Annotated in this window: 19 protein-coding genes and 1 other annotated feature; of the genes, 5 read left to right on the plus strand and 14 right to left on the minus strand. The window is 55.8% G+C overall.

Going from position 1 to position 22,922, the window contains the following annotated elements; translation table 11 throughout:
* Window positions 1-29: 29 nt before the first annotated feature.
* Window positions 30-1,646: an N-acyl-D-amino-acid deacylase family protein gene (locus tag NYE48_RS23525; RefSeq protein ID WP_341000144.1), complete on the minus strand. Its 1,617-nt coding sequence runs from the start codon at window positions 1,644-1,646 to the stop codon at window positions 30-32.
* 21 nt (window positions 1,647-1,667) lie between these two features.
* Window positions 1,668-2,771, minus strand: a complete 1,104-nt coding sequence (locus NYE48_RS23530; protein WP_341000145.1) for an alanine racemase — start codon at window positions 2,769-2,771, stop codon at window positions 1,668-1,670.
* Between the two features lie 213 nt (window positions 2,772-2,984).
* On the opposite strand from NYE48_RS23530, the gene NYE48_RS23535 reads away from it, so the two are divergent.
* Window positions 2,985-3,257 carry a hypothetical protein gene (locus NYE48_RS23535; RefSeq protein WP_341000146.1) on the plus strand — a complete coding sequence of 91 codons (273 nt, stop codon included), beginning with the start codon at window positions 2,985-2,987 and terminating at the stop codon, window positions 3,255-3,257.
* A gap of 156 nt (window positions 3,258-3,413) precedes the next feature.
* Here the strand turns inward: NYE48_RS23535 and NYE48_RS23540 are convergent, their stop codons facing one another.
* From NYE48_RS23540 to NYE48_RS23565, 6 genes are all read right to left on the minus strand, one after another.
* Window positions 3,414-4,451: a YdcF family protein gene (locus NYE48_RS23540; RefSeq protein WP_212950107.1), complete on the minus strand. Its 1,038-nt coding sequence runs from the start codon at window positions 4,449-4,451 to the stop codon at window positions 3,414-3,416.
* Window positions 4,452-4,692: 241 nt separating this feature from the next.
* Window positions 4,693-6,231 carry a glutamine-hydrolyzing GMP synthase gene (gene guaA, locus NYE48_RS23545; RefSeq protein WP_212950105.1) on the minus strand — a complete coding sequence of 513 codons (1,539 nt, stop codon included), beginning with the start codon at window positions 6,229-6,231 and terminating at the stop codon, window positions 4,693-4,695.
* Window positions 6,232-6,309: 78 nt separating this feature from the next.
* Window positions 6,310-8,520, minus strand: a complete 2,211-nt coding sequence (locus NYE48_RS23550) for a transglutaminase family protein (protein WP_341000147.1) — start codon at window positions 8,518-8,520, stop codon at window positions 6,310-6,312.
* On the minus strand, window positions 8,521-9,819 hold the full coding sequence (locus NYE48_RS23555; RefSeq protein ID WP_341000148.1) for a DUF58 domain-containing protein: 1,299 nt from the start codon (window positions 9,817-9,819) through the stop codon (window positions 8,521-8,523).
* Window positions 9,816-10,799, minus strand: a complete 984-nt coding sequence (locus tag NYE48_RS23560) for an AAA family ATPase (RefSeq protein WP_341000149.1) — start codon at window positions 10,797-10,799, stop codon at window positions 9,816-9,818. Before NYE48_RS23560 ends, NYE48_RS23555 begins: the two co-directional genes overlap by 4 nt.
* 131 nt (window positions 10,800-10,930) lie before the next feature.
* A complete protein-coding gene (locus NYE48_RS23565) occupies window positions 10,931-12,181 on the minus strand; it encodes a polysaccharide deacetylase family protein (protein WP_341000150.1) in 1,251 nt (416 codons plus the stop codon).
* Between the two features lie 127 nt (window positions 12,182-12,308).
* Here NYE48_RS23565 and NYE48_RS23570 point away from each other — a divergent pair, with 127 nt between their 5' ends.
* A complete protein-coding gene (locus NYE48_RS23570) occupies window positions 12,309-12,965 on the plus strand; it encodes a DedA family protein (RefSeq protein ID WP_341000720.1) in 657 nt (218 codons plus the stop codon).
* Window positions 12,966-13,075: 110 nt separating this feature from the next.
* Here NYE48_RS23570 and NYE48_RS23575 read toward each other — a convergent pair whose 3' ends face one another.
* From NYE48_RS23575 to bcp, 5 genes are all read right to left on the minus strand, one after another.
* Complete coding sequence (locus NYE48_RS23575) at window positions 13,076-14,599, minus strand: DHA2 family efflux MFS transporter permease subunit (protein ID WP_212950093.1); 1,524 nt, start codon at window positions 14,597-14,599, stop codon at window positions 13,076-13,078.
* A complete protein-coding gene (locus tag NYE48_RS23580; RefSeq protein ID WP_212950091.1) occupies window positions 14,596-15,054 on the minus strand; it encodes a MarR family winged helix-turn-helix transcriptional regulator in 459 nt (152 codons plus the stop codon). The genes NYE48_RS23575 and NYE48_RS23580 overlap by 4 nt, the downstream gene beginning before the upstream one ends.
* A 277-nt stretch (window positions 15,055-15,331) precedes the next feature.
* On the minus strand, window positions 15,332-16,606 hold the full coding sequence (locus tag NYE48_RS23585; protein WP_341000151.1) for a YhgE/Pip domain-containing protein: 1,275 nt from the start codon (window positions 16,604-16,606) through the stop codon (window positions 15,332-15,334).
* Window positions 16,607-16,631: 25 nt separating this feature from the next.
* Window positions 16,632-17,099 (minus strand): MarR family winged helix-turn-helix transcriptional regulator, encoded by a 468-nt coding sequence (locus NYE48_RS23590; protein ID WP_052146821.1) that lies wholly within the window; start codon window positions 17,097-17,099, stop codon window positions 16,632-16,634.
* A gap of 239 nt (window positions 17,100-17,338) precedes the next feature.
* Window positions 17,339-17,800: a thioredoxin-dependent thiol peroxidase gene (gene bcp / locus NYE48_RS23595; protein WP_212950088.1), complete on the minus strand. Its 462-nt coding sequence runs from the start codon at window positions 17,798-17,800 to the stop codon at window positions 17,339-17,341.
* A 184-nt stretch (window positions 17,801-17,984) separates the two neighbouring features.
* Between bcp and NYE48_RS23600 the strand changes: the two genes are divergently transcribed.
* Together NYE48_RS23600 and NYE48_RS23605 are read left to right on the plus strand one after the other, a co-directional pair.
* Window positions 17,985-19,043: an LCP family protein gene (locus NYE48_RS23600; RefSeq protein WP_212950086.1), complete on the plus strand. Its 1,059-nt coding sequence runs from the start codon at window positions 17,985-17,987 to the stop codon at window positions 19,041-19,043.
* A gap of 64 nt (window positions 19,044-19,107) precedes the next feature.
* Complete coding sequence (locus NYE48_RS23605) at window positions 19,108-20,421, plus strand: glutamate-1-semialdehyde 2,1-aminomutase (RefSeq protein ID WP_212950084.1); 1,314 nt, start codon at window positions 19,108-19,110, stop codon at window positions 20,419-20,421.
* A gap of 103 nt (window positions 20,422-20,524) precedes the next feature.
* On the opposite strand, the gene NYE48_RS23610 is transcribed toward NYE48_RS23605, so the two are convergent.
* Window positions 20,525-21,124: a VanZ family protein gene (locus NYE48_RS23610; protein WP_212950082.1), complete on the minus strand. Its 600-nt coding sequence runs from the start codon at window positions 21,122-21,124 to the stop codon at window positions 20,525-20,527.
* A gap of 189 nt (window positions 21,125-21,313) precedes the next feature.
* Window positions 21,314-21,614, plus strand: a binding site (T-box leader).
* Window positions 21,615-21,877: 263 nt separating this feature from the next.
* Between NYE48_RS23610 and trpS the strand changes: the two genes are divergently transcribed.
* Entirely contained in the window at window positions 21,878-22,888 is a 1,011-nt protein-coding gene (trpS, locus tag NYE48_RS23615) for a tryptophan--tRNA ligase (protein ID WP_246536884.1), read from the plus strand.
* The last annotated feature ends 34 nt before the right edge of the window (window positions 22,889-22,922 follow it).

Below are 22,922 nucleotides of genomic sequence, written 5' to 3' on the forward strand. Positions count from 1 at the left end.
CTTGCGCTTCGATACGAACCTGTTTGCATTTACCGTTCCAATTCATGCCGGCAGCAATGCTGGACGGGGATAAAAACGCCCGGCCGTTCATGCGTATGATGCCGATGCTCCATCGTTTTGCGGCCGTTGACGAGCACCGCGGAAATCCCCTCGGGATGCCGGATGGGGTCCTGGTAAGTCGCCGTGTCGGAAATGCGGTTCGGGTCAAAAATGACGATGTCCGCGGCATACCCCGGAACGAGGAGCCCGCGTTTGCCAAGCTTGAACCGCTGGGCCGGGAACGATGTTACTTTGCGTACCGCCTGCTCAAGCGTAAGTATTTTGTTCTTTCGGACGTACTCCGCGAACAGCCTCGGAAATGTGCCGTAGGAACGGGGGTGCGGTTTGCCGGTGACGCAGCCTAAGCTGTCCGACGCCACCAGGGAATAATCGTAACGGATAACTTCCCGCACGTCTTCCTCCGACATATGGAAATACACGATCGATACCTGCCCGTTTTCCCTCCGGAGCAGCTCCAGCGCCGCATCTTCCGGATCCATGCCCCACAGCTCGCCGATCTCTTGCATATGCTTCCCTTCGAGCAGCCTGCCTGCCGCGGAAGGCACGGAGGACACGAACACGCTTTGCCAGCCGGTCGAGCATACGAGGTTGTCCCAAGTCGTCTGTTCTTCCCGGAGCTCCTGCTTGATTTGGGCCCGGATGGCCGGATCGGCGATCCGCTCCAGCGTCGCTTCGATTCCGCCTTCGAGGACCCATGGGGGGAGCACCGTCGTCAGCGTCGTCGAGCCCGCGGAATACGGGTACACGTCGCAAGTGACGTCCATCCCGCGGCTTCTGGCTTCGTCGATCAGCTCCATCGCGGCCCCGGTTTGGCCCCAATTGATCCGGCCCGCCGCCTTCAAATGGCTGACATGGAGCGAAACGCCGCTTTGCTCCGCGATCCAGATCACTTCGCGCACGGATGCCAGCAGGTTGTTGCCTTCGCCGCGAATATGGGTGGAGAACAAGCCGCCGTACGCGGCAACGACCTTGCACAGCTCAGCCAGCTCTTCTTTTGGCGTATAACTTCCCGGAGCGTATAACAGACCGATGGACAAGCCGATCGCACCGGCCTTCAAGCCGTTTTCCAGCAGCCGTTTCATCCGGTCGAGCTCATCCTTGGTGGCCGGGCGGTTTTCGAACCCCATGACGGAGATGCGAAGCGCGCCGTGCGCCACGTAAGTGGAGACGTTTTCGGACGCGGGAGACTTCGCCAAATGCTGCATGTATTCCTCGATCCTTTCCCAAGACCAGGGCCAATCCGTGCGTCCGATGACGGGCTCGATATAGCTTTTCAGCTCGGCAGCCCGGTTGTTCACGTAGGGGGCAGGCGCCAGGCCGCAGTTGCCGACGACTTCCGTCGTGACGCCCTGCTGCATCTTGAACTCGCTGTCCGGCTGGTCCAACACGAGCAGATCGGAGTGGCAATGCCCGTCGATAAAACCGGGAGCAACCACCTGCCCGCGCGCGTCGATCCGCTCCAAAGCTTCGGCTTCGGTTCTGCCGACATGCGTGATTTTCCCGTCCTTGATGCCCAGTTGTCCAAAATACCACGGATTTCCGCTGCCGTCCACAATCCTTCCGTTTTCGATGACGATATCAAGCATCTTCTTCTCCCTCCCGCTGCGCTAGGCCAGTTTCCCTCTTGCCAAGACCGGGATGGCCCGAATGCTGCCGTCTTTCGACGCAAAAACCTCGTTATGCAAATTGACCGTCGAACAAATATGGTTAGGGACGATTTCGAGAATGTCGCCGACATGCAGGCCGTGCGGGCCTTGCGTCCGGATCATGCCGTGCTCTTCATTCATTTTTTCGAACACGGCATCCGGATGGCCGACGATTTCGCCAAAACCCTTCAGATGCAGCGGCGGTTGCCCGGGCTGCACGTCGGTCGCAAAGGTTTTGCTGCCGCCGTCGACGACCAGCCGATCTTCCGCGGGAACGCTTACAACCGTAACCAGCACTTTGGCTGCCCAATCTTCTCTGGAGCAGGCTCCCATCACGGCGAGCATCCGGTCATAAAAAATATAGGTGCCGGGCCGCACTTCCGTGATGCCCTCCACGGCTGCCGCATAAGGGGCGGTTGGCGTGGAGCCGACGCTGACGTCCCGGATGGCGATGCCCGCGGCGCGCAGCCTCTCCGCCGTTTCGACCATGATGCGACCCTCTTCCTGTCCTGCCGCTTCGAGATCCAGCGTCCCTGCTCCTTCGAACACCGCGCCTTTAAACGTAAAAATACCGCTCAAATCGAGCCCCGGCAGCTCCGCAATCCGTTTGGCCAGCTCTACGGCCTCATCCGGACGCACCCCCGTGCGCGCCAGACCCGTGTCGATTTCAAGCCGGACCGACAAGGTGATTCCCGCCCGCGCAGCCTCTTGGGAGAGATTCCGTGCGCCTTCGATGCTTTCGACGCCGACGATCATGCGGATTTTTTCCGCCAAAGCAATGATCCGCTTGATTTTGGACGGGGATACGATCGGGTAGGCGATAAAAATATCGTCAATGCCGTGTGCCGCCATCATCTCCGCTTCCCCCACTTTGGCCGCCGTGATGCCGGATGCCCCCTCAGCAAGCTGTCTGAGCGCAAACTCGGGAACTTTGTGGGTTTTGATATGCGGGCGAAGCTGTACCCCGTTCCGCGCGGCGATGTCGGCCATGCGGCCGATATTGCTCTGCATAACCTGTTCGTCGATCAGGATGCAGGGCGTCTCCAGCAGCTCTTTCGTTACCATGCCTTAAACCTCTCCCCTCTCGCGTACGCCTGTATTTTGCAATTCCTAACATAAGCCCATTATATAGGATAAACAATAGGAGGAAAGGAAGGAAATGATAAAATTCAACGAAATCGGTTGGCGGAATCGCCGAATGACCCGACGAAAAGGGATGAAATCTTCACGAGGCGGAGACATTACTTTTTATACATCGAAAGGCAGGTGCGAAAGAACATGGCGACATCGAAATCCGAACCCGAATACAGCGACTTTTCCAACGTCGAGTCCCAGCGCAACGACCTGACGGCCGAGGAGTTTCCGGAGGGCCCTTACGGCTCGGGCCTGGAAGCCGAATCGATCGGCAAAAGCGCCCCTTGGGGAAAAGGACAAAACGGCCCGCGCCCGTACGGTTACGAAAACCTGCAGCTCCATGAAGGTTCGGGCCGGGACTATCCGGCCGAAGATTTGATGACGGACGAACAAAACGAGCGCGAAAACGGCGAATAACCGGCGGCATGCCCAAAGTGACGCTCCCTTAAGGTAGACGGGACATGCATAAGTCCAGCTGCTTTGAGGGAGCTTTGTCATGTACAGCCTTGCGCGGCAGAAAAACCAAAAAGAAAAAGCCATTCGCCGTTAACGATGAATGACTTTTCGAACCGATTATTCAATGAACAAATAAATAAGCGTGACGAGGAGCGAAACCCCGAAAATGCTTCCCGCCACAAGGGTATGACGTTTCCGCTGCATGACGACGATGGCGATGTATTCGCGAATCATGGCATTCGGCCAGTAATAGAACGCTGTCTTCGAACCGATTCCCTGGCTCTTCAAACCTACCTTTTTCGCGTACAAGCTGGCTCTGAACAGGTGGAAATTGTTCGTCGCAAAAATGCTGTTATATTCGCGTCCCTTTAACGACTCCATGATCCGTTTCGAAAAAAGCATATTCTGGTATGTATTTACGGATTCCGTTTCCGTTATCGTGTGCTCCAAGGGAATGCCGCGCTCGAGTGCAAATTTTTGCATCGCTTCCGCCTCTGAAATATTCTCATCCGAGCCTTTTCCGCCTGAAAAAATGATCGTTGGCGGAAAAGCCGCCGCCGCTTGCTTCCGGTAAAAATCAATGGCTTTTTGAATTCTGCTGGCCAAAAGCGGCGGTACCTTGTCGTTAATCAATCCGCTGCCAAGAACGATAATAAAATCCTGATTATATTTAGGCCTGTTAAATTGATACAGCAAATATGCGGTCAGAAAATTGGTGAGGTGCAAAAAGAAATACACCACAATGAGGGTCACTCCGGCGTATAAAGGTTTAAAGTGAACGGATAGAAAACGCTCCGGGTTAATGATTTGGATCAACGACAACACGAGAAGGGCGATCCCTAAGATCAGCGTCAGGCAGTTGGAGAATTTCCGGCCTTCTTTTTTCAGCAAAATTTTCGCATTTAGGAAAAGACCGATACTTAAAGCCAATAACCCGAACGAAGAGATAATAAATACAAAAACGAGCGCAGCGAAGGCAAAGATCCCAAAAATCAAGAGATTCGACTGATACCCCAAATAACCGCAAAAAAGAAGAAACGAACAAAAAAACACGTTAAACAAAAAACCGTTTAACATTCGTCTCGGATCCGTCAAATAAAAGGCCAGGAACACCATAAACAACGCAAGAGAAGTCAGTCCAAGGGCTGCAAGCATGTTAATCAAACCTCAATTTTTATGTATTTTTTCAAAATGTCAAATATATCTTAACCCTTTCAAAGCGGAAAAAAACGCATGAACCTGAACGATAAAAAAACTCCCTTTTATTTGCCGAAAAAAGCAGATAAAAGAGAGTTGTTGTTTCAGATGATCGCCCGCAGGTAAAAAACAGCTGTACCGTCCATGCCGTCCCCTCTCACTTCCAAGGGGGGCAAGCATGGACGGACATTCACCCGGCTTACTCCCATTCGATCGTTGCAGGCGGCTTGGAGGTAATGTCGTACACGACGCGGTTGACGTTCTCCACCTCGTTCACGATGCGCACCGAGATCTTCTCGAGCACGTCCCAAGGAATGCGCGCCCAGTCCGCGGTCATGCCGTCGATGGACGTTACGGCGCGGATGCCGACGGTGTAGGAGTACGTACGCGCATCGCCCATGACCCCAACGCTCTTCATGTTCGGCAAGGCCGTAAAGTACTGCCAGATTTCGCGGTCCAGACCGGCTTTGGCGATTTCTTCGCGCAAAATGTAGTCGGAATCGCGCACGATCGTCAGCTTCTCTTCCGTTACTTCGCCGAGCACGCGGATCGCAAGTCCAGGACCCGGGAACGGCTGGCGCCATACGATGGCTTCCGGCAGGCCGCATTCCAAACCGACCTTGCGCACTTCGTCTTTAAACAGAGTTTTCAGCGGTTCGATCAGCTTGAATTTCATGTCTTCAGGCAAGCCGCCGACGTTGTGGTGCGATTTGATCGTTTGCGCCGTCGCCGTGCCGCTTTCGACGATATCCGTATACAGCGTGCCTTGGGCAAGGAAATCGAAGTCATCGAACTTGGCGGATTCTTCGTCAAAGACGTAAATGAATTCGTTGCCGATGATTTTCCGTTTTTTCTCCGGATCTTCCACGCCGGCCAATTTGCCGAGGAAACGGTCGCGGGCGTCGATTTTGACGACCTTCATGTCGAATTTGCCGACAAAGGTTTCCATGACGCTTTCGGCTTCGCCCTTACGCAGCAAACCGTGGTCGATGAACATGCATGTCAGCTGGTCGCCGATCGCTTTGTGGACGAGCATGGCCACGACGGAAGAATCTACCCCGCCGCTGAGCGCGCAAAGCACTTTGCGGTCTCCGACCTGTTCGCGGATGTCGCGCACCGCGTCATCAATGAAGGTTTCCATGCTCCAGTTGCCCTCGCAATGGCACACTTCGTACAGGAAGTTGCGGATCATTTCGTTGCCGTTCACCGAGTGGCGCACTTCCGGATGGAACTGAACCGCGTAAAGCTGCTTGTCCAGGTTGCTCATGGCCGCAATCGGCGCCGATTCCGTGCCAGCATCCAGCTTGAAGCCTTCAGGCAGCTCGACGACATGGTCCCCGTGGCTCATCCATACGGTTTGTTTGGCATCCAGACCTTTGATCAAAGTCGTGCCCGGGTTGAATTCCAGGTCCGCTTTGCCGTATTCGCGTTTGGCCGCGCGTTCCACTTTACCGTTCAGCTGATGGGCCATCAGCTGCATGCCGTAGCAAATGCCGAAGATCGGCACGCCCAGGTCATAAATCGCCGGATCCACATGGGGTGCGTCTTCAGCATATACGCTCATCGGTCCGCCGGAAAATACGATCCCTTTCGGAGAAAGCTCGCGGATTTTGTCGATCGGCGTATTGTATGGCAGCAGTTCGCTGTATACTCCCAAATCGCGAATGCGTCGTGCAATAAGTTGATTGTATTGTCCACCGAAGTCCAAGACGACGATGATTTCATTTGGTTTGTTCATGAACGTGCCTCCCTCAATTGTTGAAATTAATTATACGCAACGATAATTCATACCGTCAAGGAAACCGGGGCGGCAAGCTTATGCCACTTTTTTGGAGATCCGGAGGCAGCGGCGCAAATACGCGATGCATCTGCCCCGTTCCATCGGACCTTCGTCATAAGCTATCATTTCCCAATCGGCGGCAAAATCGTACAACATCCTGCGTATTTCATCTTGTTCAACAGGGAGGGACCGTATATACTCCCGAACCGTGCAGCCTGCGGGGGCGGCGCCGAAGCGTCGCGCCAGGGCCCGCCAGACCGGGCGCGCGCTTTGGATGAGCTCGTCTCTTCCCGGAAACCGCCGTCGTGTCGCGTAGAGGCGAAGCCATAAAGGCAAAAGCCCCAGCCATGGCAGCGCCCGGACAACCGCCAGGGCAAGCGCTCCCGCCAAAGCGGCTCCGACGGCGAACCATGCCGCGTGACGGAGCATGAAAGCCAGCGTCGAACGCAAACCGTCAACGGCCGTGCCTGCCAACGCTTTCAGAACATGCCCGCCTGCCGCGGCCGGACGGAACGCCGATGCCGTTTCCGACGCGCCGCCGGTCAACGCAATGCCTGGCGTAGGATCGAACGGAATCCAGCCGGACTCCGGAAAATAAACCTCCACCCAGGAATGCGCATCGCCTTCGCTGACCAGATACGTACCCTCTTGGCCGACTTCTTGTTTTCCCGGCGCAAATCCTTTCACGTACCGCGCCGGGATGCCCTCGCTGCGCAAAAGCACGGCCATGGCGGTCGAAAAATGATTGCAATATCCGGCGCGGGTCTCGAAAAGGAAGTCATCGACGAAATCCGTGCCGGCCGGGGGAACCCTCGTGTCCAGCGTATACTTTTCGTGCTCCTTCAAGTAATTCAGGACTGCTTGAACCCGGTCGTAACGGCTGCCGGCCCCGGCCGTCATTTCCTTCGCCAGATCCCTCACCCGCTGCGGCAGCTCCTCGGGAAGCTGCAAATACCGTTCGCGTACGGCGAGCGGATCCGGGCCCGACTCCCGCTTCAGCCGCTCGGGGTTTTTGTCCGGTATGGCGACTTTCACGGTATAACCTTCAATTTGCGTCTGCCCTCCGTCGAGCACGACTTTGACCGTGCCGGCGCCAACGTTTCTTTCGATGGCGGCAGGCAGCGCCGAACCTCCCGGGGACAGCCGCATGTCCACGATTTCGGCGACCCTGCCCCCGCCAAACAGCGGAAAGCTTTGCCGCAGCGGTTGCTCGAACGAGACATGCTGGGTGATTGTCGCCAGCCCCGCCGAAGCGTCTCCCCCTTGCTCCGCGATCACGCCGGGGGCATACCCCGTTTTGACGTCAGCGTCGGGTTCCGACCATTTCCTTCCATTATATTCGCTGAAGGTTTCGCCGCGCCAATAGGTCGGGACCGGGGTTTGGGCCGTGAAATAGATCCGGCTGCTTTGCTGAAGCGGAAGGCCCATGTCCTCCTCTTCGCCGGATAAATTATAGCCCGTCATCGCTGCCGCTTCTTTGGCCCCATATTCGGATTGAACCCAATTCGCCAGACGGTTCGCGGCTTGCTGGAGCGAAAAACCCGCAGCCGGTTTCGGCTCCGCCAGGCTCCCCAGCATCCAGCTGCCGGCAACGACCGTCAGCACGACCGCGGCAAGGGAGCCCCCCCATCTGCCGTACTCCGGTTTCGCCATGCGGCGGCTGCCAGGAAGCGAGCGTTCCCTTAAACGCGAGAAATGAACCATGCCCTGCAGCAGAAGCACCAAGGCGCTGGTCCGAATCACGTCTCCGTACACGGACAGGCCGAGCAGCGTTTCAAGGCAGAACAAATACAGCAGCGTGGCTCCCGCGAACAGGAGGATGCTGCTTCGGAGCAGGGCCAGGGACTGGACCGAATAGACCAGCAGCGCCCAGCCGACCATGAGCACGAGCATGCGCGCATCTTGGCTTAATGCCGAAAATCTGCCGGTGGCGGCAAGCTGTTCGGCATCTTGGCGCAGCACGGAAAGCATGGAAGCCAGGCCGGCTTTCTCCCCGCTTTTCGCGATGACATCCGCCCAAAAAAGAAGCGTGCAAAGTCCGTACAAAGGCGCCAAAAGGGGCAGCCGCGGACAAAAGGCCCCGAGCAGCAAAAGCATGGCCGTAAAGCCGTACATGACGCCGAACCATTCCCGGCTGACGGACAGCACATCCAGCGGTTGCAGCGGAACGATCCATTCCATGAACAACCCCATCAAGAGAGCGGAGATGCCGAGCCGGAACCATAACGGATCTTTGCCGGTTTCCATTTACACCGCCCCCTCTCCGGCGCGAAACGGACCGGTCAAGCCGACCTTCGTCACGCCTTCGGGATGAACGGCATAGATCCCGGCACCCATCCGGGAAAGGCGTACGGCCGCCGCAAAAGCCGAACCTGCTCGCTTCTCGCGTTTCCCGTCGGCCTCCCCCATCCCGGCATTCAGGGCCGTGCAATACAAATGAACCTGGATGCCCCTTGCCAGCAGCCGGGCTGCCGCCTCGGACGTCGGCTCGCTGAGCGTCCCGGTGATGAGCAGGACTCGCGTCCCTGGGGCCGCATGCCTGATTTCCGTTTCCAGCAAGGAGCCCAGGGCCGGGCCCTCGGCCAGTTCAACCGAAGACAGGGCGGCAAGCATTCGCGAATAACCGCCGCTGCCTGACATCCGATCCTCCGCCGGTGCGGCGGCAAACGCCGCGAGCGGGTCCGATGCGCCGCAGACCAGCTTGCCTTTGGCTCCGGAGCGTCTCATCTCGCTTACGATTCCTGCCGCTGCCGATACCGCCTGCTCAAAATCCCGCTTTGCCCGTTTCACCCGCTCCTCGTCCGTTCCTTCCCACGCAACATATCCGGCGTAGGAACGGTCCAGGACAACGAGGCAATGCGGATCGCGTTCGTCTTCCGGCAAAAAGGTGTTCAGGCTGCCGCGTTTGGCATAACTTTTCCAATGGATCCGGTTCATGGGATCCGTCGGCAAGTAGGGCCGAACCTCAGGGCCTTTGACTCCCTGCCTCCGTTCCATCGTTTGGGCCGGCTGCGCCGCCCCATAAGCAACGGCGGCCGGGGATTCCGACAAGCCGGCGACGGGCAGCGGCTTGGGCAGCACCAGAAGGTTTCCCTCCGATTTTTGCACCCGCTCCCCTTTAAACCAGCCGAAAAGCCCGCCCCATTCCAGCCGGCAGGCATCGAAGGAATATACGCCGCGCGGCAGGCTGCGCAGCTCGCAGCGGTATGCCAGGCGGCGCCGGAATCCCGGGAACAGGATATGCCGGCTGCTGCCGCCGGTGTAATAGTCTTCGACGGCAAGCCAAGGCACGGGGAGAAACGATCGGAACCCGATCTCCACCTCCATGACGGCGGTTTCGCCGGAAGTCACGACGGGGGCGGACATCCGGCGCTGGACCGTGACGTTCCTCGGCCCGAGCCATTGCAGCAGGATGCCGGACGACACGATCCATCCCGCGAGCAGCATCAAATACAGCGCCGAGGCGCCCCCATGCCAAACGTACAAGGCGCATAACGCGCCGAACACGCAAATCCCGGCCGACCACTCTGCAATCCGCCTTTTCATGGCTTTGCTCCTTTGCGGGCGGCGACCGGCATCGTCAGGCCGGATAACAGCTCCCGCACGACGTCCTCGCTTTGCGTCCCGGAGAGCACGGCCTCATGGCTGAGCACCAGCCTGTGGGCAAGCACCGGCACCGCCACATGCTTCACGTCGTCGGGGATGACGTAGGAACGGCCGGACATGTAGGCGGCAGCCTGCGAAGCCTGCATCCATGCAAGCGTCCCGCGCGGGCTGATGCCGAGCTGAAGCTTCGCATGCCGTCTCGAAGCGTCCGCGGTCTGGACCAGCATCAGCTTAATCGCGTCGTCCACGAAGACGCTTTTGGCCTCCCGCTGCATGTTGACCATCTCTTCGGCCAGCATTACCGGCTTGATCCGGTCCAGCGGGTCGTTCCCGGCCATTCGCGTCAGCAGCTCGATCTCCTGGGCCGGATCCGGGTATCCGAGCTGAATCCGCATTAGGAAACGGTCAAGCTGCGCTTCGGGAAGACGGTAGGTTCCTTCGAACTCCAGCGGATTTTGGGTCGCGAGCAGCAAAAACGGACGAGGCAAGAGATGCATATGGCCGTCAACCGTTACTTTTCGTTCCTCCATCGCTTCAAGCAGCGCCGACTGCGTCCGGGGCGAAGCCCGGTTCAACTCGTCGGCCAGCACCAGATTGTTCATGAGGGGACCCGGACGGTATTCGAATTCGCCGCTTTGCTGGCGGAATACCGACGTTCCCGTGATGTCCGCCGGCATGAGGTCGTACGTAAATTGGATTCGCCCGAAGCTCGCGCCGAGACAGGCGGCCAGCGAGCGGACCAGCATCGTTTTGCCGACGCCGGGAATGTCCTCAAGCAACAGATGCCCGCCGCAGAGCATCGACATCAGCGTCAGCCGGATTTGTTCCTCTTTGCCGACAATGACCGTGCCGACGCGGTGAATGACCCTTTCAAGCAGCTCGGGAGCAAAATCCCGATGAGGTAAGGAAGAAGTGGACAATGTCAAAACCTCCGATTCATTGTGGAGTGGCCGTCTATAAACGGAATCTATGAATATAGCTTTTCCACAAACGAAAGGAAGTAGACATGATCGCCCGGGTTGTTTTTCTTGAGCAGCCTCTCGAGAAACGGTCAGGACACCTTGACCCGCCGCTCCTCCCGGTTTTCGGAAGCCTCCGCGCGGGCATATCCGGCGTTGGCGAACAAGTCCCGCAGCGGAATCCAAACCGCATCGTTGATCATGCTGACGGACGTCGTGACCGAAGAGACGTTTTTCCCGGCTTTGGTCACCGTCAGCCGTCCGGTCCGGACCTGGATGTTCAGCACGGTATCCGAATCCGCCGACAAGGTCACTTTGGCGGTCTGCGTTTTCGGATCCCAAGCGGCGTTCCCGCCCAGCCTTTCGGCTACGGCACGGACCGGAACCAGATAATGCCCGTCCTTATACAGGTATTCTCCGGGATTCAGCGTCGTTTCCATCGGTCCGACTTCGAGGCGCAGCGGTTTGCCGTTCGCGAACAAGGCGCCGTTGCCGGCGACATGCGACTGCACCCACGACTCGCTTGGCGCGGCGCGCTTCAGCTTTTTCGCCTTTTCGTTCACTTTGAACTGCACGGGTTCCTCGTCCGGCGACAGGACGTCAAAACGATACCCTTGCTTTTTGTAATGCGCAATGATTTCAGGCAAAGCCTTCACGCTTTCCTCATGGCCGCTGCCGTCATGCAGCAGGAGCACGACGCGGTCCGAGTTCGCCGGGGCCTTGGCCCCTTTTACGATTTCCGCCGCGGGCACTCCCCGCCGCTTCGAATCGCCGCTGTCCACGTTCCAGTCGGTCACGACGTATCCGCCCAGCTTCATCAGGCGAAAATAGGTATCATCGAAATGGCCGGCCGTACCGCCCGGGGCCCTGACCAATTGCGGCCGAACGCCGGTGACGGCATAAACTTCTTCTTCGGTCCGTTTGATCTGGTTCCAGAAGGCGGGAAATCCGCTATAAAGTTCGGTATAATGATGATCATAGGAATGATTGCCTATCGCGTGCCCTTCTTCGTGGATGCGCTGCAGCAGCTCGGGATACCGTTTCACCTGCTCGCCCAGAACGAAAAACGTGGCGCGGATATTATTTTTTTTCAAAATATCGAGAACTTTGCCGGTTAAAGCGCTGGGTCCGTCGTCAAACGTAAGGAAGACTGTTTTTCCGGCTGAAGTTGGATTTTTGGATTTCGGGGATGCGGATGTTGTTGCGTACATCGGCGGAATTTGCTGCAGAACCCGTTCCTGCACCGAAGCTTCCGCGGTTTGAGGCTGCCGGACCAGTTCCTGTCTGCTGATGAACGGTAGGATCATGAGGAGCAGCAAAGCAATCAATAATCGTTTTACCATCGGGAAAACCTCCACTATTTCTATGAATTCTGCTTTCTGGTAGATTATATGGTGGGAGGTTCGAAAATAGACTTTACGGATCAGTCTTTTGGCAAGAACATCTTGGATCTGGTTTGGAGTGAGAATGTTGGAACTGCTGAAGTGGATACAGCTATTGTTTGGAGATTACGGTTATATCGTTTTGTTTTTGGGACTGGTTCTGGAGTTTATTGCGCTCCCGTTTCCGGGTGAGACGACCATGGCTTATGCGGGGTATTTATCCTACGCGGGGAATCTGAATTTCGGCTGGCTGATCGTGCTTGCTTTCCTCGGGACGACCATCGGCATAACCATCACGTATTTTATCGGCCTCAAGGCAGGTCTTCCCTTCATTCACCGGTACGGCAAATGGGTGCTGCTTTCCGAAAGCAAACTCGATCACGTGCAAAAATGGTTCAACAAGTACGGGCAAGGCCTCATTTTCATCGGGTATTTCATCCCCGGCGTGCGCCATTTTACCGGGTATTTTGCGGGAATCATCTCCGTTCCCTTCCGGAAGTTCGCTTTGTATGCATACAGCGGGGCGCTGTTCTGGGTGGTGCTCTTCATCAGCATCGGCAAGGTGTTCGGTCCTCAGTGGAACATGGCCTTTCATATGGTGGAGAAATATTCGGTTTGGATCGTCGGCGCCATCCTGCTGCTCGCGATCGTCCTGCTGGCCGTTCGTTACCGGAAACCTCTCTCGGCGCTGATGCACAAGCTTTTCCGCAAAAATAAAGCAAAGACCGTGTCGAAGACGCGTTGATCGAATGGCAACGTTTGAAAAACGTGCAAGGTCCATTGAAATAAAACAAAAGGGTATCCCTCCAGGTTGTTCAAACCTGTCGGGAAACCCTTTTTTTTGCGTGCGATCCATTAACCTTTCGCGTTCACGGCTTTGCCGACGTTCGGCATCTCCGCCTTTTCCGATTTCATGTTTTCGTCCTGCGGTTTGGTCTTTTTGATGAAAAACGCCAACACCAGCGAGACGGCGCTCAGCCAAGTGGCGATCACGAACGCGTCGTTGATGCCGTGCACCATCGATTGGGCCGATAGAGCCGCCATTTGCGCTTTGTCGGTCGCTTTGGCGGCGCCTGCTTTCAGGCCTTCGGTCACGTAATGTTTCGTTTGCGAAGTCATGACCGTCACCAGAATCGCCGTACCGATCGAACCGGAAATCGTCCGCAGCGTATTGGACATCGCCGTACCGTGCGCGTTCAAGCTGCGCGGCAGTTGGTTGAGGCCCGCCGTCTGGATCGGCATCATCATCAGCGACATGCCGAACATGCGGATCGTGTAAATCGTGATCAAATGCGCATAAGTCGTTTCAACGCTCAAGCGGCTGAACTCATAAGTCATGTAAGTCGTGATGGCCAGGCCGATGACCGAAAGCCATCTCGCGCCGATTTTATCGAAGATCGCCCCCGTAATCGGCGACATGATCCCCATCAAAATCGCCCCCGGCAGCATCATGAGGCCGGACTCCAGCGGCGTAAAGCCGCGGATATTCTGCAGGAACAACGGCATCAGGATCATGCCGGCATACATCGCCATCGTGACGATCACGTTGATGAGCGTCGTCAGCGTAAACATGTTGTATTTAAAAATGCGGAATTCGAGCATCGGGTTTTTGGACTTAAGCTGCATCCACACGAACGCGATCAAAGCCACGGTGCCGACCGCCAGCGACCAGACGACCTCCCGGCTTCCCCAGCCGTCCGTACCCGCGTCGCTGAAGCCGTACAATAGGCCGCCGAAGCCGATCGTGGACAAAATGACCGAGACGGCGTCGAATTTCGGCTTGGTGACTTTCGTGACGTTTTTCAAGAAGAAAATTCCGATCAACGTCGCGATAATGGCAAACGGAAGAATGATGTAGAACAGGACGCGCCAGCTGTAATGCTCCACAAGGTAACCGGAAAGCGTCGGTCCGATCGCCGGAGCGAGAATCATTGCGATCCCCATCATCCCCATCGCGGATCCGCGTTTTTCAATCGGGAAAATGTTCAGGAACACGACGGTCATCAGCGGCATCAAAATGCCGGCTCCCCCGGCCTGGATCAACCGTCCGACCATCAATACGCCGAATGACGGAGCCAAGGCGCATATGAGCGTGCCGATCGAAAACAGGGACATCGCCGAAATGAACAACTGGCGTGTCGTAAAACGGGCGATCAAAAAGGCGGTGACCGGGATCAACACGCCGTTGACAAGCATATAGCCGGTGGTCAGCCATTGTCCCGTCGCGGCTTGGGTAATCCCGAGGTCGGCCATGATTTTGGGCAGGGCCACGTTCATGAGCGTCTGGTTCAAAAACGCCACGAAAGCGCCGATGAGCAGGGCGGCGATAATCGGCCCTTTTTTTATGTGCTCGATGGACTGAGCTTCGCTGCTATTCATAATAGATTTCTCTCTCTCCCTTTTTCGGATAATATGTCGATAATCTGCTTGTGCGTCCTTAACATGTGACGCCGGTCCTCTTCCTTGATATGTAAAAGAGGTTCAAGATAGTCTTGGCAAATGGCCTCGGTGCGTTTCCGCAGTTCATCCCCTTCCTTCGTGTTTCTCAGCGTAATCGATCTCCGGTCCGTCTCGGAGCGTTTGCGTTCCACCATCCCCGCCTTGACGAGCCGGTTCACGACGCCGCTGGTCGTACTGTTGCCTATTAGAATGAAATCCGCGAGCTCGGTGAGTCCGATGTCCGGATGGTCACGGAGCGTTCGCAGCACTAGATATTGAATCCAGGTGGTCCCAAGCGATTCCGCTCTCTTCCAGAACAGCTGGTAAAAGCTTAAATGCACTTGGCGAAAAGAATACAGCAATTCAACGATTTGTTCCTGTTCCTGGGATTCCAAAACTTGCCCCCCCTGTTTCACAACCTAATATTTCGCATACGAATTAGTTTAATGCCTACCTGTTTCCATGTCAATAAAAATATACGAACAAATTTACATATGTTTTTACAATTTTATTTCATAAATTATCTGAAAACAACTATTTTGGATTAGACATGTCCCCTTAGCACGAACAAGATCCCCGGAAAAGCAAAAAAGCCGGTCTCCGCCGCCGCTTAAGCAGCGGGTACGGAAACCGGCTTTTGAAGGATCACAAATACGATAAAGAAAATTGGCATTATTCCGCGGCCAAAGCGCCCATTTCGTTTCCTTTGGATGCGGAAGTTTCTTGTACCGCCTCGGCGGCAGCGCCCTTTTTATCCTGATGATGCGCCATGATGACCTTTGCTCCGCAAAGGAACAGGAACATGATCAAATAGGTAACGATGTATTGCAGCGCCGTGCCGAGCCCGGCTTCCATATGGCCGCCGTAATAAAACAAGGCGCGGAACCCGTCCACCATGTACCGCGTCGGCAAAAACGAGCTGAGCGCGCGGTGAAACTCGGGCAGCGTCGTGACGGGAAAAGCGCCGCCGCTCCCGAAGATCCCCATAATGTTGACCGGGAACATCGCAAGCATCCCCCATTTGCCGAGGAACAGGCTGAGCATTTTGAATAAGAAAAACATCGTGAGGGAACTTAACAGCAGGAACAGATAAATGCGCCAAACGGCCGTCGTATGCGCGCTATCGAAAACGCCGAACACGAAAATCATGATCACCGAAGTCACGAGCACCGACGTAATGACTCCAAGCAATATTTCGGTCAGCAGTTGTTTGGCATGGCTTAGGCGATGACCTTTGCGTCTCATGTTTTCGGCGATTTTTTCCACATATCCGTGGATCATGTTGACCCCGAGCAGTCCGCTGATCGACGAGATCATGACGACCACGAAAGGCGTCATCCCTTTGTTGATGTTCCCCGTCAAGCCCAAGGCATTGGTGGTCTTCGCCTGTACCGGGTTATCCAGCAGCGTTGCCGCTTGCGGCGATACCTCCAGGCCGAGCTTCGTCATGCCCGCCTTGATTTGCTGGCTGACGCCGGCGTTCACGGTCGAGGCGACCGTCTGAAGCGCGGTGGTAGCGACCGAGGAGGCGAGCTGTCCGCCCGCTTCGTTAACCAATATCTCCATCCGTGCAGGTTTGCCGCCGGTTTGTCCGGTCATCAGCGATTTCTGCACGCCGGACAGCGAAGCGGAATAGTCGGCCGGAATGACGAGCGCCCCGTATGCCTTGTTGTTTTTGATTTGTTCGACGGCTCTTTCCCTGCTGGACTCGATCGTCCATTTAAAGGAATGTCCGTCCTGCGTTTGGATCAGATTGTCCATGATCTTTTGGCCCATGTTCACCGAGGCGGCGCCTTGATCCTCATTCACCACGATCAGCGGAAAATCCGTCAATCTTTGCGACTGCCCGCCGAATACGGGCAAATATATGCTTAGCATGCAAAGCATGAGAAAGGCCGTGCACCACACCGGGAACCAGGCGATTTTAACCTTCAGTAACCTTTTCAAAATAACACTTCCCTTAAGTTATGATTCATATTTTTTGCATATCGCTTGATTCCGAGTCCAATTTACGGTTCATGATCCGCATCATCACGTACAGAACCTCGAGGTCATCCTGGCTGAGCTTTTTGAAAAAGTCAGCGGCAAAAGAATGCTCGAACGGGAAAGAGGAGATTTCATGCCCTTCGTCCGTCAAGCTGATGAAATGGCTTCGCAGGTCGCTGGGATTTTCCGTCCGGGCCACAAGCCCCTTTTTCTCCAGCGAATCGACCAAATACGTAATGGACGCCGCCTTCAGCTTCAAATGGCTCGCCAGATGGCTCGACAGGCATGCGCCGCCCCGTTCGATGATATTCAATATAAAAAACTGGTTCAGGGACAATTCGTGCTTGCGCAGATGATCCATCAAGGCACGAATGCGCTGGCCAGTCATTTTTCGGGACAGCTCGCTGTATACATCAAATAACATATCTACCGTAATTTCAGGCTGCTTATCCATGTAATTCTCCTCTTTCCTTACCGGATAATCACCATTATACTTCGAATATTCTAAATTGTAAATGGATAATGATGTGTTTACATTTGTTTTCACTGAAATTTCACCATGGTTTGCTTAGAATATTCTAACTTATATTCTTAGGAACTCACTGCGGAAACAGCCGGAGCAGGCTGAGCGAAACGCCAAAAATCCCGGCGTCCGCCGTGGGCTGCACAGCGCCGGGATCTTTGGATTGCAGTTTACGATAAAGCGGACAGGACGTCCTCGGTATGGCCCTTGACCTTCACCTTGCGCCATTCCTTCAGCAGCTTGCCGTCTTCATCGATGAGGAAGGTCGAGCGGACGATGCCCATATATTCGCGGCCGTACATCTTTTTCAGCTGCCAGACGCCGTACATCTCGCTCACCCGGTGATCCTCGTCCGACAGCAGCAGAAACGGCAGGCCGTATTTCTCCGTAAACTTGCCGTGGGATTTGATCGGGTCGGGACTGATGCCAAGCACCACCGCCCCCTTCTCTTCCAGCAACGGGTGCGCGTCCCGGAAGCTGCAAGCCTCCTTGGTGCAGGCTTCCGTCATGTCTTTTGGATAAAAATACAAAACGACCTTTCGTCCGCGGAAACTGCTCAGCGTAACGTCCGCGCCGCTGGATGCCGGGAGGGTAAAATCCGGAACCTCTTGTCCGATCGCCAGTTCTGTCATATTCTTCGTGCTCCTTTCGGCAGGCAATCCATGCCAACATCGGGTGCCATCAAATGCAATATCCCAAGGTAAAATTGATTGTATTGTCAAAAAAAATTATAATAAATGAATCCTTATCCTACAAATTGTCGAATGATACAGCAAAAGCCTCCTTTATCAGCATAACTTGAAAGGAAGAGAAGGAATGACTTCAAGGAAAAAAACGATATTATGGATTATAGCCATCATCTTGGTAGCCGTCATCGGCTACGCGGTATATTATTTTACTTCGATATACAACGGTTTGCAGGGCCTGCAAAAAACCGGCGAAGCCTCTCCTTTTAAAAACGTGACTCCCGTCGAAGCCAAAGTCCCCGAGCCTCCCAAATGGGAAGGCACCGAACCCGTCAATATCCTCCTCATGGGCGTGGATGCCCGCGGCATCTCCGAAGGCGAGATTCCCAGGTCGGACAGCATGATGGTCGCCTCCCTCGACCCGGTCAAAAAGCGGATTCATCTGTTTTCCATCTTGCGAGATACGTACACGGACATTCCTGAGCACGGAAAGGACCGAATCAACACCGCGATCACCCACGGTCCGAACACGGCCATGAAAGCGGTCGGCGATTTGCTCGGCATTCCGATCCAATATTACGTTTACACCGACTTCCAAGGCTTTATCAAGCTGGTGGATGCGGTCGGCGGCGTCGATTTTTACGTGGAAAAAGACATGTATTATCCCAGCGCCGCGGATAAACACGAATACGACATCGACCTGAAAAAAGGCATGCAGCATCTCGACGGAAAAACGGCGCTGCAATATGTCCGTTTCCGCCACGACGCGACTTCGGACTTCTCCCGGACCGAGCGCCAGCGCGCTTTCCTGAAAGCCGTCGCCGCAAAAATGCAGTCCACCACCTCCATCATGAAACTTCCGGATATTTTGGAGGAGGTCAGTCCATACATCGATACGAATTTATCGGTGAACGACATGTGGAAGCTGGCGACGGTCGGCTACAAAAGCCAGATGGCCGGCAGCGAGCAAATTCCGCCCATGAAGCTGCTCAAAGAAAGAACCATCGGCGGAGCGGCGGTGCTTACCGTATCGAGCGAATCCAAATTGAAGGATTATATTCAAGACGTTTTCAACAAACCGGCCACGGTACCGGTTTCCAGCGACGGAACCGCCGGGTCCGGAACAACCAATACCGAATCGCAGGACGCCACGTCCGGCAAAAGCGGCAGTACGGGCAGCAGCGATTGACGGCTGCCCGCCTGTGTTTCTAAATGGAGGATTGTCACATACATCGAAAGGAAGTTGAAATTCAATGAATCGTTCTCGTTCCGAACAGCTTTACCAGGAAGCACTTCAGCACATCGTCGGCGGCGTCAACAGCCCTTCCCGTTCGTTTAAGGCGGTAGGCGGCGGGGCGCCCGTCTTTATGAAGAGAGCCAAAGGCGCTTACTTCTGGGATGAAGACGGCAACCGCTACATCGATTATTTGGCGGCCTACGGCCCGATCATTACCGGACATGCCCATCCCCACATCACGGCGGCGATAACGCAGGCCGCGGAAAACGGCACGCTGTACGGCACGCCGACCGAACTTGAAATCCGCATGGCCCGGATGCTCAAAGAAGCCATCCCTTCCATGGACAAGGTCCGTTTCGTCAACTCCGGCACCGAAGCGGTCATGACGACGATCCGCGTCGCCCGCGCGTATACGGGCCGGAGCAAGATCATCAAATTTGCCGGCTGTTACCACGGCCACTCCGATCTCGTGCTGGTTGCGGCGGGATCCGGGCCTTCCACGCTCGGAACCCCCGACAGCGCGGGCGTGCCGTCCAGCATCGCGCAGGAAGTGATCACCGTTCCGTTCAACGATTTGGACGGCCTCGCACAAGCGCTGGATACCTGGGGCAAAGACGTCGCCGCCGTCATGGTCGAGCCGATCGTCGGCAACTTCGGCATGGTCATGCCGAAGCCCGGATTCCTTGAAGGGCTCTGCCGGCTGGCCCGCGATAACGGCTCGCTCGTCATTTACGACGAAGTCATCACCGCCTTCCGTTTCCATTACGGATCGACCCAAACGTTTGCGGGCCTGGCCAACCATGAGGCGATCAAGCCCGACCTGACCGCGCTCGGCAAAATCATCGGCGGCGGGCTGCCGATCGGCGCTTATGGCGGCAGCAAGGAAGTCATGGAGCAGGTCGCGCCGCTCGGCCCGGCATACCAAGCAGGCACGATGGCCGGCAACCCGGCTTCGATCGCGGCGGGCATCGCCTGCCTGGAAGTGCTGCAGGGCGAAGGCGTCTATGAAGAGATGGACCGCCTGGCCGCCAAGCTTGCGGACGGACTGCAGGCATCGGCCGACCGATACGGCGTGCCGCTGACGATCAACCGGATCCGGGGTTCGTTGTCCACGCATTTCTGCGACCATCCGGTCACCAATTACGACGAGGCGCAGGATACGGACGGCGAAGCATTTGCCGCGTTCTTCCGCAACATGCTGAACCGCAACGTCAACCTGGCGCCATCCAAATATGAAGCCTGGTTCCTGACGACGGCCCATACCGAGCAGGATATCATCGACACGCTCGAAGCGGCCGACGCCTCCTTCCGCGAAATGAGCAAAAAATAAGATAAGGCGCCAAAGGCAACGCACAATTCGAGTTCGCGATGCCATGACTATAAAAAAGCCGTCCCGAAAGGTCTAATGATCGACCCGGGACGGCTTTTGCCGTTTAAAACGGTTGATTTCTGCTCCTTCCTTGCTCCCCTTGCTTCAAAAGAAAATACAGCACGAGGTATGCCGCGTATCCCAGCAGCCCCCCGGCGGTATTCATGATGATGTCGTCGACGTCAAAGGTGCCGATAAAAAGGACGAGCTGCAGCGATTCCAACGCCAGGCTGACGCCAAAGGATAACAATAGGACTTTGGGAAGCGTCATCGAGCGGACGCCGCACACCATCGGCAGCAAAAAGCCGAGCGGCATAAACGCGGCGATGTTTCCGAAAAAGTTCATGAAGCTGACCCCGTCTCCCAGGTCGCGGAGGTAGCCCTCGATCTCCCGGAGCGGCATAAGATTGCTGACCATCCGAAGCCGGTCGGCGATCATCCCGGGATGCAGGATATGATCGATCAGCTCCCGCAAGTAATACACCGGGCTAATGCTGCCGAATTTGAACAGGATGATTTTGACGAGCGCGTACAGGTACACGACGAACAGCAGGATCACGCCCAGCTTGATCGCCGCATGGGCCGGATTCGAATCGGCTGGGCGGGCCCCGGCATCGTTATTTTGCTGATGATATCGTTCATCTCGCAGTTGTTGGTCATACATGGAAATAGTCCTCCTTAGCATGCTTCCTATCCTAAGCTATGTCTCGATTCAGGCATTTTCGCCGTTCCTGATTTCAGGATACCCTGCAGGTCTTTGCTATTTTTCAAAAAAACCTAAAGAAACTTAAAGAAGATGCGTTCGATCGAAAGCCTATTCCCTTTTGCCGGCAAATGCGGTACAATGAACCCCATATTCGCGATGATGAAGAAGAGTACGCGGACAGCGAGCCTCAAGAGAGCCGGCGGGTGGTGCAAGCCGGTGGCTGCGTTGGCGGAAGTGGGCTTCGGAGCGACCGGTCTGAACGTAAACCGCGATTTTCGGCGGCGATTAGTAGGACGGGCGGCGTGTCCCCACCGTTAACCGGGGCAGGGTATCGAAGAGGAGCTTAAAGGGCTGCCGCTTCCGTACCTGATGAGCAGGGCGGCCTTTTCCCATGGAAAAGAGCGGCCAAACAAGGTGGCACCGCGAAGCTGACGGCTTCGTCCTTGGAAAGCGATATGACCGGAAATCCCGGCATGCCGCTTTTCGCAGGACGGGGCCTTTTTTGATTTCGGGAACATCGGGGAGGGCATGGAATGCGTCCGTCGCAACCGCAGTCCTTTTTTTCGCCGAGCAGGTTTCACGGATGGCCGCTTTGGAATTCGGGCTTAGGGTTCATATGATTTTTATGGGAGGTGATGGCCATGGAGGACGGTTGGTGGCGGCTCAACGTCGGAACGAAAAGGAACAACTTCACCCTTAGGAGGAATTCTAATGACAACCCAAATGACAACGCAAACCAAACGGGAGATCGTATTGACCGGAGACCGCACGACCGGAAAGCTGCACCTTGGCCATTACGTCGGCAGCCTCAAAAACCGCTTGCAGCTGCAGCGGCAATATGAGACCTATATCATGCTCGCGGATGTGCAGGCGCTGACGACCCATTTCCATCGGCCTGAACTGCTTGCCGAAAGCGTGCGCCAAGTCGCGCTGGACTACTTGTCCGTCGGGATCGATCCGGAGCGCTCCACCATCTTCGTGCAGTCGATGATCCCCGAAATCGCCGAGCTGACCGTTATCTTTTCGATGTTCGTCACGGTCAGCTCGCTGCGGCATAATCCCACCGTCAAACATGAAGCCAAAGAACGCGGCTACGAAGATCTCTATTACGGCTTTCTCGGGTATCCGGTCAGCCAGGCGGCCGACATTACCGCCTTTAAGGCGACGCTTGTCCCGGCCGGGGAAGATCAGATTCCGCATATCGAGCAGGCCCGGAAAATCGTGCGCCGATTCAACGAATTATACGCCCCCGTGCTGGTGGAGCCGGACATTCTCGTCGGCGAACGTCTGGACGGACTCGACGGCGGCAGCAAAATGAGCAAAAGCCTCGGCAATGCCATCACGCTGGACGCTTCTCCCGAGGAAGTGAGCATGCAAATCCGAAAGGCGAAGACCGATCCCGCGCGCATTCATAAAACCGATCCGGGCCATCCCGATCGATGCACGGTGTTCGGCTACCACTGCATTTTCCGCCCTGAAGGCAGCGAAGACATCCGGGAAAACTGCCAAAAAGGCGCCATAGGTTGCGCCGCCTGCAAAGGCATGGTAACGGATGCGATCGAGGACGTAATGCAGCCGATCCGCGAACGGCGCGAAACATACAAACATCGTCCGCGATATATCGACGAAGTGCTGATGGCGGGCACGGCCAAAGCTCGGAGCGCTGCCCGGCAGACGATGGGCGAGGTACGCGAGGCTATGGGGATCCATTATTTCAAATAGGATGGAATCGGACGGCAACCCGCCTGATTCTTGC

The organism is Paenibacillus sp. FSL M7-1455 (assembly GCF_038004655.1).
GTDB lineage: Bacteria > Bacillota > Bacilli > Paenibacillales > Paenibacillaceae > Paenibacillus_AQ > Paenibacillus_AQ cookii.

Coding starts and splice junctions, on each gene's coding strand:
- NYE48_RS23525 (WP_341000144.1), bottom strand. CDS start 1,646: ATGCTTGATATCGTCATCGAAAACGGAAGGATTGTGGACGGCAGCGGA.
- NYE48_RS23530 (WP_341000145.1), bottom strand. CDS start 2,771: ATGGTAACGAAAGAGCTGCTGGAGACGCCCTGCATCCTGATCGACGAA.
- NYE48_RS23535 (WP_341000146.1), top strand. CDS start 2,985: ATGGCGACATCGAAATCCGAACCCGAATACAGCGACTTTTCCAACGTC.
- NYE48_RS23540 (WP_212950107.1), bottom strand. CDS start 4,451: ATGCTTGCAGCCCTTGGACTGACTTCTCTTGCGTTGTTTATGGTGTTC.
- guaA (WP_212950105.1), bottom strand. CDS start 6,231: ATGAACAAACCAAATGAAATCATCGTCGTCTTGGACTTCGGTGGACAA.
- NYE48_RS23550 (WP_341000147.1), bottom strand. CDS start 8,520: ATGGAAACCGGCAAAGATCCGTTATGGTTCCGGCTCGGCATCTCCGCT.
- NYE48_RS23555 (WP_341000148.1), bottom strand. CDS start 9,819: ATGAAAAGGCGGATTGCAGAGTGGTCGGCCGGGATTTGCGTGTTCGGC.
- NYE48_RS23565 (WP_341000150.1), bottom strand. CDS start 12,181: ATGGTAAAACGATTATTGATTGCTTTGCTGCTCCTCATGATCCTACCG.
- NYE48_RS23575 (WP_212950093.1), bottom strand. CDS start 14,599: ATGAATAGCAGCGAAGCTCAGTCCATCGAGCACATAAAAAAAGGGCCG.
- NYE48_RS23590 (WP_052146821.1), bottom strand. CDS start 17,099: ATGGATAAGCAGCCTGAAATTACGGTAGATATGTTATTTGATGTATAC.
- bcp (WP_212950088.1), bottom strand. CDS start 17,800: ATGACAGAACTGGCGATCGGACAAGAGGTTCCGGATTTTACCCTCCCG.
- NYE48_RS23600 (WP_212950086.1), top strand. CDS start 17,985: ATGACTTCAAGGAAAAAAACGATATTATGGATTATAGCCATCATCTTG.
- NYE48_RS23605 (WP_212950084.1), top strand. CDS start 19,108: ATGAATCGTTCTCGTTCCGAACAGCTTTACCAGGAAGCACTTCAGCAC.
- NYE48_RS23610 (WP_212950082.1), bottom strand. CDS start 21,124: ATGTATGACCAACAACTGCGAGATGAACGATATCATCAGCAAAATAAC.
- trpS (WP_246536884.1), top strand. CDS start 21,878: ATGACAACCCAAATGACAACGCAAACCAAACGGGAGATCGTATTGACC.